Consider the following 14,336-nt stretch of genomic DNA (forward strand, 5'->3'; position numbering starts at 1 on the left):
GAACCGTCGGGCGTTCCGGCCGCGTCGGGGTCCTCGAACAGCGAAAACCCCGCCAGCATGTGCAAGCGGGGTGATCCGACCGATGTTCCCGATGACGGGCACGCGTGTGCGCCGGAGCCCCGAGGGACGCCTGGCGGCCACGACACGTCTGGCCCGTTCATCGAACCGGACCCACTCGGGCTGTACCCGGCAGGTGGGAGGATCTTCTCCGCTTGCGGTTCCGGCGTGCGCGCACACCGGACCAAGTCGATACTGCACCACTCTAGCAGGATCCGTGACCGCTCCGGTCACGTGGCCGCGGTCGCGCGGCGGGCCAGCTCCGCCTCCCCGGCCGCCCGCATGGCCCCGACCGGGACGTCCCGCACCCCGGTCATCAGCCTGACCTGGGCGACCGCCTGGTGCAGGAGCATCGGGAAGCCGCCGACCACGCGACCGCCGCGCGCGGACACCGCCCGCGCCGCGGCGGTGGGCCACGGCGCGTAGACGACGTCGAACAGGTCGGCGCGTGCGGCGGCCAGCAGCTCGGCGTACCGGTCGGACGCCCCCGAGGGCAGGGACGACACGACCAGGTCCACGTCCAGGTGGTCGCCGATCTCCGCGAGCGGGGCCACCCGGACCGGGTGCCCGAGCCGCTCGGCGGCGGCGGTGACCTCGCCGGTGCGGGCGGTGTCCCTGGCCAGCACCGTGACGGGCGAGGCGAGGCCCAGGCCGCGCAGCGCCGCGAGCGCGGAGGCGGCCGTGGCGCCCGCGCCCAGGACGACGGCGTCGCGCGGGGCGGAGATCCCGGCCTCGGTGAGCGCGGCGGCGATGCCCTCGACGTCGGTGTTGTGGGCGTGCCACCCGCCGTCGGCGCGGACGAGCGTGTTCGCCCCGCCGACCTGACGCGCCAGGTCGGCGACCGAGGCGGCCAGGTCCAGCGCGCGGCGCTTGAGCGGCATGGTCAGCGACAGGCCCGCCCACTCGGGGCCGAGGCCGTCGAGGAAGGGCGCCAGGCCCTCCTCGTCGCACTCGTGCAGCCCGTACGACCAGTCCTCCAGGCCCAGCGCCGCGTAGGCGGCGGTGTGCAGGACCGGTGAGAGCGAATGGGCCACCGGCGAGCCCAGGACCGCGGCGCGCACGGCGCCCTCCTTCCCTACCACTCGGCCTGGTTCTCGGCCACCATCTGGTTGTGCTCGTCCAGGGTCCTGGAGAAGCCGGTCTCACCGGACTCGGGGTCGATGAGCGCGAAGTAGAGGTAGTCCTCGTCGGACGGCGCCAGAGCCGCCTCGATGGCTTCCTGCCCGGGAGCCACGTACGGCCCGGCGGGCAGCCCGGTCGTGCCGTAGGTGCCGTAGCCCTGCGGGTCGGCCTCGCAGGCCGAACGCTGTTCGTCGTTGAGGAACGTGCCCTCCGTGTCGAGGACGTAGAAGCACGTGCTGTCCATCTGGAGCTGCATGCCCTGGTCCAGCCGGTTGTGGACGACCGCCGAGATGTTGGCCATGTCCTCCTGCCTGCCGGTCTCGGCCTGGACGATGGCGGCGATCGCCATGACCTCGTTGGGCTCGAGACCGAGCTCCTCGGCCCGCTCCTCCAGGCCGGTCTCCTCGGCGACCCGGCGGAACTCGGTGACCATGGTGCGCAGCACCGCCCCCGCGTCGACTCCGGGATCGAACCGGTAGGTCTGCGGGAACAGGTAGCCCTCGGGGCCCTGGGTCGCGTACTCGGGCAGGCCGAGGGATCCGGCATCCTCGTAGGCCGCCTCGAAGTCGGCCGCGGGGATGCCCAGATCGCCCGAGAGCACCTCGAGGATCCCCGGGCGGCTCCCGACGGTGTGGGCACGCAGTCCCTCCGGGACGGTCACCCGTCCGCCGAGGCGGTTCTCGGGGTCGAGCAGGGCGGCCACCGCGCTCTCCCCGCTCATCTCCTCCGCCAGGGAGTAGGTGCCGGGCACCAGTCCGCCGCCGCCCTCGCGCTCGGCTGCGCCCAGGGCGGCGGTGAAGGCCCGGACGCTGGCGACCACACCGGCCTCGACCAGCCGCTCCCCGACGGCGCTTCCGGAGTCCCCGTCCTCGATGACGACGACGACCTCGCCGGAGCCCTCCCCGCTGTAGTCGGCGGGCATGACGTAGCGGAACGCGCCGTAGCCGCCCGCGCCGAGGACCAGGACGAGCGCGACGGCGGCCGCGGCCGTCGTCTTGCGGCTCCCGTTCCCGCCCCTGCGCTTGCGGCCCTTGGCTCCGCCCGCGCGTTTGGCCTTCTGCGCCTGCTTGAGCTTCCTGCGGCTGCTGCGGCTGCCGCCGTAGGCCTCCGCGATGTCGTTGAGGTTGGGCTCGTCGTACCCGTCGTCCTCGTCCTCGTCCACGGGGTCGTCGTCGACCGCCTCGGGTTCGGGGCCGGGGTCGGCGGCCGCCGCACGCCTACCGCGCCTACGGCGGCTCCGGCGGCCGACGGGCTCCTCGTCCCCGCGGCCGCGCCGACGGCGGCCACGACGGCCGGAGGGCTCCTCGGCGCGGGGCTCGTCCGCGTCGGCGCTGTCGTGGCCGTCGTCGTAGGAGTCGTCGCCGTACGCGTCGTCGGCCGGACCGTCGTCGTGGACGTCGCGGTCCCGTGCACCCGGTCCCCCGAGCGCGGCCAGGGCCGCGGTGTCGGCCGGAACGTCGGCGAGGAAACCGCTGTCTGCGGCCTCCGGAGCGCCTCCGTGGGAGGCGCGGCGGCGGCCGCGCCGACCGGCGGGTTCGTCGACCGGCGGCACGGGAGGCGGTTCCTCCTCGCCGCCGCGCCTGCGGCGTCCGCGGCGGGGCGCGTCGACCACCGGCGTGGAACCGGTGGTCGGAGCGTCGGGCGGAGCCTCCGACACCGTGTCGGTCCCGTCCGCGGCGGGCTCGGGAGCGCGCCGGCGGCCACGGCGGCCGACGGGGGGTTCGGCCGGTGCCTCGCGCTTGCGGCGGCCTCGCCGGGGACGGGGCTCCGGCTCCGGGTCGTCCTCGAGGAAGGAGGGCATGGGGCCGTCGTCGTCACCCCACAGCGGAGACGGGGACTCCGGCTCCTCCGGCGCGGGACGGGCCCGACGCCCGCGCCGGGACGGCTCCTCGGTCGGGGCGGAGGGGGCCGTCGGGGCGGCGCTCTGGCCGCCGAGGTCGGCGAGGGCGGCCAGCGCGTCCTGGGTCGGGTCGGCGGCGCGGCGTCGGGGCGCCGCGCCCTCGCGAGCCGGTCCACGGCCCGTGCCGGGGGCGTCACCGCGGTCGGCGGACGGGCCGCGGCGACGTCCCCCGTCGGGGCCGGGGCGACGGCCCGCGTCGGCCGGCGGGCGCTGCCCGCCGTCGGGCGACGGTCGGCGGCCCGCCTCGGGACCCTGGTCGCGGTTGGCCGCGGACCGCGCGGCGCGACCGCCGCGCAGGGCGTCGGCGGCACCGGCACGGCGCGGCGGCTCGGCGGGGGGGCCGGGCCTGCGGCGGCGCCCCGGGGCTGGGGCTCCCGGGTTCAGCGGGTCCTCGCCCGCACCGGCGCGTGGGGCGCGGCCGGACGTGCGGGGGTCTCCCGCGGCGCGGCGCGGCTGGGGACGGCCGCCGACGTCGCTCTGCTCGCCCGGGGAGGAGGGCTCGGGGCGTGCCCTGCGGCCGCGCGGGCGCGGCTGGCTGGGGAAGGGATCGGTGAGCGGGTCGTAGTCGTCACCGCGGTCGACGCGTCCACGGGAGGGATCGTCGGGGTAGGCATCCCTGTCGTTCATGATTCTCCCTGGCTGGGGCGGACGATCTCGCCCGGGGGGTGGCCTGTTGCCCGTTCCTGGTCCAAGGTGCTCTGGAGGAGCACGGTGGCGGCGGCCTGGTCGATGACCGACCGGCGCGCCCTGCCTCCCTTGGCGCCCTTCTTGGCGAAGGAGGCTCCCGAGAGCAGTTGCGACTGGGCCGTCACCGTGGTGAGGCGCTCGTCGACCAGGCGGACGGGGACGGGGTGAAGGGTTCGGGCGAGGGCGGTCGCGAACTCGCGCGCCGACCGGGCGGCGGGGCCCTCCTCACCGGACAGCGAGGCGGGGTAGCCCACGACGACCTCGCGTGCCCCGCGTTCCACGACGAGCTCGGCGATGCGGTGGATGTCACCCTTGCCGCGCCGCACGGTCTCCACCGGGCTGGCGAGCACGCCGCTCGGGTCGCTCGCCGCGACCCCGATGCGGGCGTTGCCGGGGTCGACCGCCAGGCGCACACCGTGCCTCAAGGACGTGTCTCCCCGGGAACGGGGACGGCGTGCGGGCGGGCCGTGCCGTTGACGGCACGGCACCGCTGCTGGGAAATCCTCAACACGGTGGTCCTGTTCGTCAGCTGGATCGCGGGAATCGCCGCATGGACAGCCGCGTGATCGGCTGTGACGCGCCACAGTATGCCCGATTCGGTGACCGTGCGCAGCCTCGCGAACGGCGACCGGGCGGCGGCCCGTCGCGGACCGGAGAACACGGTGTCACCCACACGGGCGGCGGTTCCGGGGCCCGAAGGTACCGTCCGAGTGTAAGCCACCCACGTGAGATGTCCGGGCAGGCCGGATTCCACGGAGGTGTACCACTACGTACCGTTGTGGACCGACACGCCCTCGGGTCGGCGAGAACGCGAAGGCGGGTGCGGGATCTGCCCCGCACCCGCCCGGCGTGTCGCGCGCCGTGAGGTCGCCGCCAGCGCTCCTCGGGACGGTGCCGCTAGACGGCCGCCACGTGTGCCTCGACCGCGCGCAGCGCCTCGTCGATCCTGCCCGGGTCGCTGCCGCCGCCCTGGGCGATGTCCGGCTTGCCGCCGCCACCGCCGCCGAGCGCGCGGGCCGCGATGCCGACCAGCTCGCCCGCCTTGATCCCGGCCTTCTGCGCGGCCTTGTTCGCCGCGATCACCACGACCGGGCGGTCCTTGGGGACCGAGGTCATGGCGACGACGACGGGCTCGTCCTCGCCGAGCCGGCCGCGCACGTCCAGGACGAGCTTGCGCAGGTCGTCCGCGCCGGCGCCGACGGGCGCCGGAGCGGCGACCACGAGCGCGGAGCCGTGGCGGCGCGCGCCGTCGGCGATGGAGCCCGCGGCCTGGAGGACCTGGGCGGCGCGGAGCCGCTCGATCTCCTTCTCCGCCGCGCGCAGCCGGGAGACCATGGCGTCGATCCGCTCGGGCAGCTCCTCACGCGGCGTCTTGAGCTGTTCGGAGAGCTGGCCGACCAGGGCCGACTCCTTGGTCAGGCGGCGGAAGGCGTCGACGCCGACGGCCGCCTCGACGCGGCGCACGCCCGAGCCGACGGAGGACTCGCCGAGCAGCTTGACGATGCCCAGCTTCCCGGTGGAGGCGACGTGGGTGCCGCCGCACAGCTCGACGGAGTAGTCGCTCATCTCGACCACACGGACGCGGTCGCCGTACTTCTCGCCGAACATGGCCAGGGCGCCCATGCTCAGCGCCTCCTCCAGGCTCCTCTCCTCGGTCTGGACGTCGATGTCGCCGGACAGGACGTGGTTGACCTCCTCCTCGACGCTCGCCAGGCGCTCGTCGCCGAGCGCGTTGTCGGCGGTGAAGTCGAAGCGCAGGTGACCGGGGCGGTTCTCCGAGCCCGCCTGGCCCGCTGAGGGGCCGAGCGCGTTGCGCAGGGCGGAGTGGATGAGGTGGGTCGCCGAGTGGGAGCGCTCGATCGCGTGGCGGCGGCCGGTGTCGATGACCGCGTGCACGGAGTCGTCCAGGACGACCTCGCCGGAGCGCACGGTGCCCCGGTGCACGAACAGGCCCGGCAGCGGCTTCTGCACGTCCTCGACGTCCACCACGCCGCGGCCGTCGACGGTGAGCGTGCCCCTGTCGGCGAGCTGGCCGCCGCTCTCGGCGTAGAACGGGGTGCGGTCCAGGACGATCTCGACCTTCTGCCCCGCGCGCGCCACGGGCGCGCCCTCGCCGTCGACCACGATGCCGCGCACGCGCGCGTCGGTCTCGGACTCGGTGTAGCCGAGGAAGTCGGTGTCCCCCGCGTTCTCGTGCAGTCGCGCGTACAGGGAGATGTCGGCGTTGCCGAGCTTCTTGGCGCGCGCGTCGGCCTTGGCGGTGTCGCGCTGGCGCTGCATGAGTTCGCGGAACTGGCCCTCGTCGACGCTCAGGCCCTGCTCGGCCGCCATCTCCAGGGTGAGGTCGATGGGGAAGCCGTAGGTGTCGTGCAGCTGGAAGGCGTCGGCGCCGGAGAAGACGCCGCCGCCCGCCGCACGGGTGCGCTCGGCCGCACGGCCGAACAGGGCGGTGCCCGCGCGCAGGGTGTCGGCGAAGTTGCGCTCCTCGGTGTCGATGACGCCGTGGATGACCTCCGCCTTGTCCAGCAGGTCGGGGTAGATGTCCTTCATCGCGTCGATGCTGACGTCGGTCAGCTCGTGCAGGAAGAGGGTGTCGCTCTCCCCGGAGAGCAGTCGCAGGTTGCGGACGGAGCGGCGCAGGATGCGGCGCAGGACGTAGCCCGCCTTCTCGTTGCCGGGCTTGACGCCGTCGCCGACGAGCATGACCGCGCTGCGGACGTGGTCGGCGACCACGCGGAGCTTCACGTCGTCGTCGTGGCTCTCCCCGTACCGGGTGCCGGTGAGTTCGGCGGCGCGGTGGAGGACGCGGCCGATGATGTCGGTCTCGTAGATGTTGTCGACGCCCTGGAGGACGGCCGCGAGGCGTTCGAGTCCGAGGCCGGTGTCGATGTTCTTCTTGGGCAGTTCGCCGAGGATGGGGAACCCGGTCTTGTCGCCGCCCTCACCCCGCTCGTACTGCATGAAGACGAGGTTCCAGATCTCGATGTAGCGGTTGTCGTCCGCAGCCGGGCCGCCCTCGACCCCGTACTCGGGGCCGCGGTCGTAGAAGATCTCGGAGCAGGGGCCGCAGGGTCCGGGGACGCCCATCGACCAGTAGTTCTCCTCCATGCCCATGCGCTGGATGCGCTCGGGGCGGACGCCGACCGTGTCGCGCCAGATCGCCTCGGCCTCGTCGTCGTCGAGGTAGACGGTCACCCACAGCCTCTCGGGGTCGATCCCGAAGCCGCCGTCCTCGACGGGCGTGGTGACGAGCTCCCACGCGAGCGGGATCGCCCTCTCCTTGAAGTAGTCGCCGAAGGAGAAGTTGCCGAGCATCTGGAAGAAGGTCGCGTGCCGGGAGGTCTTGCCGACCTCCTCGATGTCCTTGGTCCGGATGCACTTCTGGACGCTGGTGGCGGTGGTGTACGGGGGCGTGCGCTGGCCCAGGAAGTAGGGCTTGAACGGGACCATGCCTGCGGGCACCAGCAGCAGGGTCGGGTCCTCGGCGATCAGGCTTGCCGAGGGCACGACGGTGTGTCCGTTCTTCTCGAAGAAACTGAGGAAGCGGCGCGCGATCTCTGCCGTCTCCATGGATGCCCTCCTGTGCTTGCCTGCGCCGCCCTGGGCGACGTGGGGGTCCCTCGGGACCGTCGTGACGCGGTGATCTGGTGACCGGCCCATCGTAGAGCGGACCGCACCGCCAGCGCGCGTGAATTGCGGTGGCCGCCGGGGCCCGTGCTGATGACGACAACGGCGGCAGCCTGGTTGTTCCGAGGCTTTGGGTGTTGGTCCAAGGCTATCGCCGCCGACCACCGCGCGGGCCCCGTGCCGTGGGGGGCCGCCCCTCGGGGCCGGGGCTCCGGATCCGGGCCGCGGGGAGGGGCCGTGGAGACCCGCTCCGGCGGCGTCCCGCGGTGGCGCCCGGGGCGGCGCGGACACGGGGTCCCCTCGGAACCCGCGGAGGGGGCGGTGCACCCGGGGTACCCCGGGTGGACGCGTGTGAGCGCGTCACCGGCCGGTGAGGCGCTCCGGGACGTCCCGCGGCGCGGTCAGCGCCGCCCTGCCGCGCCTCGGCGCGTACCGCGCGAGGAGTTCGCTCTCCTGGGCGCGCACCTCCTCGGCCAGGTCCTCATTGAGCTCGCGCAGGGCCCCCTTGTACTCGGAGACCCGGCCCTCGACCCGTTCGGCGAGGCCGCCGGGGGTGAGCGCGCGGCGCGCCCGGTTGACCCGGTGGACGACGTACCCGCCCAGGGCGGCCCCGGCCGCGAGGTAGAACAGCCTGCCGATCACCGGCTCTCCTTCCGCCTGCGCGAACGCACGACCGCCAGGGCCCGGCGCTGGCCCGCGACCCGGCGCACCGCGTAGGTGATCGACGCCACGCGCACGAGCGGGCCGGTGAGCACCGCGCGGGTCAGCGCGGTCACCGTGGACACGTCCTCGGAGGTGGCCTGCACGTTGGCGGTGATCTCCTCGACCCGTTCCAGCGAGGTGTTGGTGCGTTCCACCGTGGAGGCGACGTCCTCCAGCAGGGGCGGGGTCCGTTCCCCGAGGTCCGAGACCACCGCCGTGGCCGCGTTGATGAGCTTGATGAGTTTGACGAGCGCCACGCACATGAACGTGGCCAGCACCGCCCAGACCACCGCGGCGACGAGCGCGGCGACCTCTCCTCCGGTAAGCATGCGGGCTCCGTGAGCAGATCGAGGATGGATCGAGGGTGTGTGAACGGCCCCTCGCGCACGGGCGTCGAGGGAGGCTCCCGCGTGCCGTCGACTGCGCCGGGTCGGGCCGCCGAAGCCGTGCCGGGCGGCTCCGGGGTGGGTCGGGGCGCGCCGGTTTCGGCTGACCCTATCGCGTCCGGACACCGTTCGACCGGGCGCACCTCGGCGAGCCACGGGAGGAAACGGTCACGGGTCCATCACCAATGCGCTGGTGAGCGGTGCGAGGGATCGACGGCCGGGCAGCATTCCGGAAGAATCCGTACTGAGTGGGATCTTCCCCATGAAGTCCCGACACTCCGCCACACCGCCCGGGACGCACCGACAGGACCCTTGATGAGCGCTCGTCCTCCCCGAGAGATCTCCGTACTGGTACCCGCGGACCTGTCTCCCCTGTACCCCGCCGACCCCGAGCGGATCGGCCCCTACCTGGTGCTGGGCCGCCTCGGCCACGGCGCCACCGGCACGGTCTACGCGGCCGTGGACGTGCGCGCGCCCTCGCCCGGGGACCGTCTGCTCGCGGTGAAGACGCTGGTCTGCCCGGAACTCGATCCGCCCGAGGCCTACCCCGCGCTCGCACGTCGCCTGCGCGCGCTGGCCGGTGTCGACTCGCCGCGCGTGACCACTCCCCTGACCTTCGACTCCGACGCCAACCCGCCGTGGGCGGCCCTGCCCTACGTCGCCGGGCCGCGCCTGTCGCACTACGTCTCGACGCGGGGCGGGCTCGCCAGCGGGAAGGTGGTCGCCCTGGCCGTCGGCCTGGCCGAGGCGCTGGCCGCCCTGCACGCGCGCGGTGTCGCCCACGGGTCGCTGCGCCCCAGCGACGTGGTGGTCGGACCGCACGGACCGCACGTGATGGAGTGCGCCGTGGTGGCCTCCGCGGAGCGCCTGCGCGCCACCGCGGCCAGTTGGACGGGACCGGAGCGCGCGCGGGGCGGCGCCGCGACCCCGGCGGCGGACGTGTTCGCCTGGGGCGCCCTGGTCGCGTTCGCCGGAACGGGACGCCTGCCGTTCGGCTCGGGCGAGCCGGAGGAGATCGTCGAACGGGTCGCGCGCGGGGCGTTCGACCTCGGCGGCCTGCACGCGGGCCTGCGCCCGATCGTGTCCCGGGCGCTGGACCCGGACCCGGTCCGCCGGCCCGCCGTGGCCGAGGCGGTCGAGGAGGTCCTCGCCGTGTGGGCGGCCGAGTGCGCGGTCCGTGAGGAGGCGGAGGACGCGTCGGAGGAGGGCGCGGCCGCCGCCCCGGGACGCGCGGAGCTCCTGCGCCTGCTGGAACACGAGTGGGAGGGCGTCGAACCCCCGGCGCGGGTGCCCGAGGTGGTGCGGTTGGAGGGCCGTCTGGCGCGCCACCGGCCGCGCAGGGCCCTGGTCATGGCCGGGACCGCCGCGCTCGCGCTCGGACTGATCGGCGGCGGCGGGTGGTTCCTCTCCGGGTTCTTCGGTCAGGACGAGGAGGAGGACGCCCTGGTCTCGGAGGTGACCGAGGAGGTCTCGCCGGAGCCCGGCGAGGAGGAGGAACCGCTGACCATGGTGGTCCGGTTCGACCCCGCCGAGCAGGAGGACCCGGTGGACGGGCCGTGGGTGTTCACCCCCGTCGACCGCGAGGGCGACCCCGTGCGCGGGCAGGGCGTGCCGACCCACGACGAGTGGGCCGAGCAGTGGGACGAGGCCGGCGAGCCGCGGGAGGCGGTCATCCGGGAGGACGCCGCGGTGCTGTGCGCGAAGTTCTGCGCCGCCCCGGACCACCTGTTCATCGACGCGGACGGGCGCGGCACGTGGGAGCTGACGGGCTCCGACTTCATCGACTACCTGTCGTGGGGCCCGGTGATGGTCGTGGAGGTCACCTTCGCGGAGGGGTCCTCCGAGGAGGACGGCCCCCGGGAGATCGTGGCGGTCACCGAGCTGTTCACGGACTGACGCCGCGCAGGACGTCCTTGATCCGCCGCAGGACCTCGCCGAAGCGGCGTTCGGCGCCGTGCCCGGTGGGCCGGTAGTACTCGCGGTCGGTCAGCCCGTCGGGCGCGTGCCGCTGGGGCGCGACCCCGCCCGGGTAGTCGTGCGCGTACCGGTAGCCCTCGCCGTGGCCCAGCTCCGCCGCGCCCTTGTAGTGGCCGTCGCGCAGGTGGGCGGGGACCGGTCCCGCGTGGCCCGCCCGCACGTCCGCGATCGCCTCGCCGATGGCGGTGATCACCGCGTTCGACTTGGGCGCGAGGCTGATGTGGATGACCGCCTGGGCGAGGTTGATGCGCGCCTCGGGCAGACCGACCAGGTCGACGGCCTGGGCGGCGGCCACCGCGGTCTGGAGGGCGGTGGGGTCGGCCATGCCCACGTCCTCGCTGGCGTGCACGACGAGGCGGCGGGCGATGAACCGGGGGTCCTCCCCCGCCTCGATCATGCGGGCGAGGTAGTGCAGGGCCGCGTCGGGGTCGCTGCCGCGCATGCTCTTGATGAACGCGCTGACGACGTCGTAGTGCTGGTCGCCGGAGCGGTCGTAGCGGACGGCGTGCCGGTCCACGGCGCGTTCGACGTGGGCGGCGGTGACGGTGACGGGCTCGGGCCCCGGGGCTCCGGCGACGAGGGCCGCGGCCTCCAGGTAAGTCAGGGAGCGGCGTCCGTCGCCCCCGGCGAGGCGGACGAGGTGTTCGACGGCGTCGTCGGCGAGCGCGTAGCGGCCGTCCAGCCCGCGCGCGTCGGTCAGCGCCCGGTCGAGCAGGGCGCGCACGTCGGCGTCGTCCAGGGACTCCAGGGACAGGAGCAGAGAGCGGGAGAGCAGGGGGCTGACCACGGAGAAGAAGGGGTTCTCCGTGGTGGCGCCGATGAAGCTGACCCAGCGGTTCTCGACCGCGGGCAGGAGGGCGTCCTGCTGGGTCTTGTTGAAGCGGTGCACCTCGTCGACGAAGAGCAGCGTCCGCGTGCCGTGCATGCCCAGGCGCCGCCGCGCCTCGTCGACGACCGCGCGGACGTCCCTGACCCCGGCGTTGACCGCGGACAGCTCCACGAAGCGGCGCTCGGTGACGTGGCTGACCACGGTGGCCAGGGTGGTCTTGCCGGTGCCCGGCGGTCCCCACAGGAAGACGGACATGGGGGCGTCGTCCTCGACGAGGCGGCGCAGCGGGCTGCCCTCACCGAGCAGGTGGCGCTGGCCCACGACCTCGTCCAGGGTGCGCGGGCGCATGCGCACGGCGAGCGGTTCCTGCCCCTTGGCGGCCTCGGCTCCGGCGTCGTCGAACAGTGTTTCGGACACCCACCCAGGGTAGGGCACCCGCGACGGGGCGCCGGTCAGTCCCCGGGCTCGCCCTCGGCGTCCTCGTCGTCGGTCATGCGCGTGATGAGCAGGGCGATGTCGTCCCCCCGGCCGGCGGGCGCCATCTCGGCCAGGAGGTGCGCTGCCGCCTCGGGGTCCTCACCGTGCTCGGCCAGAGCCTCTCCCACGAGGGCGAGTCCGTCCGCCATGGGCAGGTCCGAGCTCTCCACGAGCCCGTCCGAGCACAGCAGCAGGGTGCCGCCGGGCGGGAGGGAGCGCGTGGTGACGGCGTACTCGGTGTCCGGCAGGACGCCCAGCGGAGGGCCGGTCTCGGGTTCCCAGAGCTCGTAGCTGCCCTTGGAGGCCAGGACGACGGGCGGCTGTCCGGCCCAGGCGGCCTGCATGACGCCGGTCTCCCGGTCCAGGACCAGGTAGCCGCAGGTGGCGAAGACGATCTCGCCGGTCTCGGTGAGCAGCCGGTTGGTCTCGCCGAGGACCACGCCGGGGTCGGACTGGTTGGTGGCGTAGGCGCGGAAGGCCACGCGGATCTGCCCCATCGCGGCGGCCGCCTCGACGCCGTGGCCCTGCACGTCGCCGACGAGCAGTCCGACGCGGTTGTCGGGGAGTTCGATGACGTCGTAGAAGTCGCCGCAGATCCGCCAGTCGGCGCGGGAGGGGAGGTACTTGGTGGCGATGGCCATGTCGGGGAAGCTGGGGACCTGGCGGGGCAGCATGCGGCGCTGGACGGCGTCGGCGAGTTCGAGTTCGGCCTGTTGGGCCTTGATCCGCTGGAGCGCCTGTCCGGCGAGACCGGCGAAGGTGAGCATGAGGGCGCGCTCGTCGCGGCTGGCGTGGTGGGGGCGGTCCCAGGTCATCTGCCACACGCCGAGGGCGATCTTGCCGTCGCCGAAGATCGGGACGGTCGCCCAGGCCTGTCCGCTCACGTTGCGCATCAGGCCCACGGCGGCGGGGAAGCGGCTGATGATCTCGGCGCGGCTCTCGAAGAAGCGGGGCTGCCGGTCCTGGATCACGGCGCCCATGGGGAAGTCGGTGTCGTCGGCCCGGCGGCCGTCGAGCTGCTCGATGTTGCCGCCGCGCGAGCGCGCGCTGGGCGAGGTGCGCAGCAGGCCGTCCTGGACGTAGAGGGCGGCGGCGTTCATGCCGCCGAAGATCGGCAGGAACTCCTCGCTGAGCAGGTCCATGACGTCGTCGACGGTGGTGGCCGACACGAGTTTGGAGGACAGCTCGGTGACCAGGCGACCGTGCTCGGCCTCGGTGCGGCGGCGGTCGGCCAGGCGGCGGACCAGCTGCACGTGCTCGGTGACGTCGTCGACGATGCCGACGAGCCGGTCGGGCTGGCCGGGGACGAAGCGCGCCCGTACGTGCAGGGAGCGTTCGTCGCCGAGCCGGTCGAAGACGCGGAAGCGCTGTTCGTAGTCGCGGCCGGTGAAGGCGGCCGACATCGCGTCGCGCACGCGGGCGATGTCGTCGGGATGCACGCGCTCCAGAATGGTCTCGAGCTGGCGTTCCCCTCCCGCGAGGAGGTCGCCCAGGGGCGTGGGGCCGAACAGTTCGCGCAGGCGCCCGGTGCTCAGGTCCAGGCTCCAGAGCACGGAGTCGGAGCTGTCCGTGCGCAGCTCGCCCACCACCCGCAGATCCGCCTCGTTGGCGGACAGCACGTGCAGAAGCACGACAACCCGGGCGCCGGGCCGGTCCCCGTTGGGTCCGGGGACGGGGCGCAGCTCCGCCTCGACGACACCGGGGCGGGCGGTCGCGGGCCCCAGGCGCAGGTGGGTGCGTTCCGCGCGGTGTCCGCCCGCGACCTCGCCGTGGATCCGGGCGCCCCGGGCGGCGTCGTCACCGTCGAGGAGGTCGTACCAGGCGCGCCCGGCCAGCCCCTCGCCGTCGAGGCCGACCAGCGCGGCGAAGGCCAGGTTGGCGTGCAGGATCGCGCCGTCGTCCCGGGTCAGCACCATGGGCTCGGGGGCGTGGGAGAACGCCCCCGCGAGCGCGTTCTCGGAGCCGTCGCCTGAGGCGCGTTTTCCGTTCACGTATGACTCATCCTCATGTCGTCTCGGACGTCACACCCGCGCCCGGACGCGGTACCCCCGGAACGTTCCGATTCGGGCCATTCTAGTGTCGGGGACCGGCCGCCTCGGGTGGGGAGACCGCGGCCGTGCCCGCCGGGCGGCGCCATCTCCACCCGTGTGACCTGGGGCGACACGGGCCGCGGAGAGGGGCTTGGGACGGGGCGGGCGGCCGACCCCCCGTGAGGTGGGACTTTGACCGACCTCAGGGCGCAAATCGTTACGCTCGTGTGACTCATTGGCGCACAATGCACTCGGCCACCGATCCGACCACGAAAGCGGTGAACCCGCCGCTGCCCGTGTTCACTCCCTGGCACGGGCGAACCGTGGTTCGGAAAGGGTGATTCGCCCCCAACCGTAGGGGATGACGGGCCTATCCGCATCCGTGGCGGGGATCGGAAGTCGTCCGCGACCGAGTCCGGCCACAATTCCCGTGCGCGGGTCACGGCCCATAATCCCCGAATACCGCCAAGTGACCGAATGCGGCAGGTTCAAAGTCCCAGGAATCCGGGCACCCCACATGTCAGGTTCGAAAACTCGCCGAA

9 protein-coding genes are annotated in these 14,336 nt (G+C 74.0%); 1 reads left to right on the forward strand and 8 read right to left on the reverse strand.

Translation table 11 applies throughout. The features are described from left to right. Window positions 1–287: 287 nt before the first annotated feature. The 6 genes from ACIBFB_RS24890 to ACIBFB_RS24915 all read right to left on the reverse strand — a co-directional run bounded on the left by ACIBFB_RS24890 (window position 288) and on the right by ACIBFB_RS24915 (window position 8,424). Window positions 288–1,118, reverse strand: coding sequence for a shikimate dehydrogenase (locus tag ACIBFB_RS24890; protein ID WP_397234137.1), 831 nt, complete (start codon window positions 1,116–1,118; stop codon window positions 288–290). A 14-nt stretch (window positions 1,119–1,132) separates the two neighbouring features. Beyond that, entirely contained in the window at window positions 1,133–3,706 is a 2,574-nt protein-coding gene (mltG, locus tag ACIBFB_RS24895) for an endolytic transglycosylase MltG (protein WP_397234139.1), read from the reverse strand. Beyond that, window positions 3,703–4,191, reverse strand: coding sequence for a Holliday junction resolvase RuvX (gene ruvX, locus ACIBFB_RS24900; protein ID WP_397234141.1), 489 nt, complete (start codon window positions 4,189–4,191; stop codon window positions 3,703–3,705). Before ruvX ends, mltG begins: the two co-directional genes overlap by 4 nt. Window positions 4,192–4,663: 472 nt before the next feature. Further along, complete coding sequence (alaS, locus tag ACIBFB_RS24905; protein WP_397234143.1) at window positions 4,664–7,336, reverse strand: alanine--tRNA ligase; 2,673 nt, start codon at window positions 7,334–7,336, stop codon at window positions 4,664–4,666. A gap of 417 nt (window positions 7,337–7,753) precedes the next feature. Next, window positions 7,754–8,035, reverse strand: coding sequence for a hypothetical protein (locus tag ACIBFB_RS24910; RefSeq protein WP_397234145.1), 282 nt, complete (start codon window positions 8,033–8,035; stop codon window positions 7,754–7,756). Beyond that, window positions 8,032–8,424: a DUF948 domain-containing protein gene (locus tag ACIBFB_RS24915; protein WP_397234147.1), complete on the reverse strand. Its 393-nt coding sequence runs from the start codon at window positions 8,422–8,424 to the stop codon at window positions 8,032–8,034. Before ACIBFB_RS24915 ends, ACIBFB_RS24910 begins: the two co-directional genes overlap by 4 nt. A 372-nt stretch (window positions 8,425–8,796) precedes the next feature. Here ACIBFB_RS24915 and ACIBFB_RS24920 point away from each other — a divergent pair, with 372 nt between their 5' ends. Continuing rightward, a complete protein-coding gene (locus ACIBFB_RS24920; protein ID WP_397234149.1) occupies window positions 8,797–10,377 on the forward strand; it encodes a protein kinase in 1,581 nt (526 codons plus the stop codon). Here ACIBFB_RS24920 and ACIBFB_RS24925 read toward each other — a convergent pair. Both ACIBFB_RS24925 and ACIBFB_RS24930 read right to left on the reverse strand, forming a co-directional pair. Further along, window positions 10,367–11,704 (reverse strand): replication-associated recombination protein A, encoded by a 1,338-nt coding sequence (locus tag ACIBFB_RS24925; protein WP_397234151.1) that lies wholly within the window; start codon window positions 11,702–11,704, stop codon window positions 10,367–10,369. The genes ACIBFB_RS24920 and ACIBFB_RS24925 overlap by 11 nt on opposite strands. A 35-nt stretch (window positions 11,705–11,739) precedes the next feature. Beyond that, a complete protein-coding gene (locus ACIBFB_RS24930; RefSeq protein ID WP_397234153.1) occupies window positions 11,740–13,755 on the reverse strand; it encodes a SpoIIE family protein phosphatase in 2,016 nt (671 codons plus the stop codon). Window positions 13,756–14,336 lie beyond the last annotated feature (581 nt).

The organism is Nocardiopsis sp. NPDC050513, assembly GCF_044457925.1.
GTDB lineage: Bacteria > Actinomycetota > Actinomycetes > Streptosporangiales > Streptosporangiaceae > Nocardiopsis.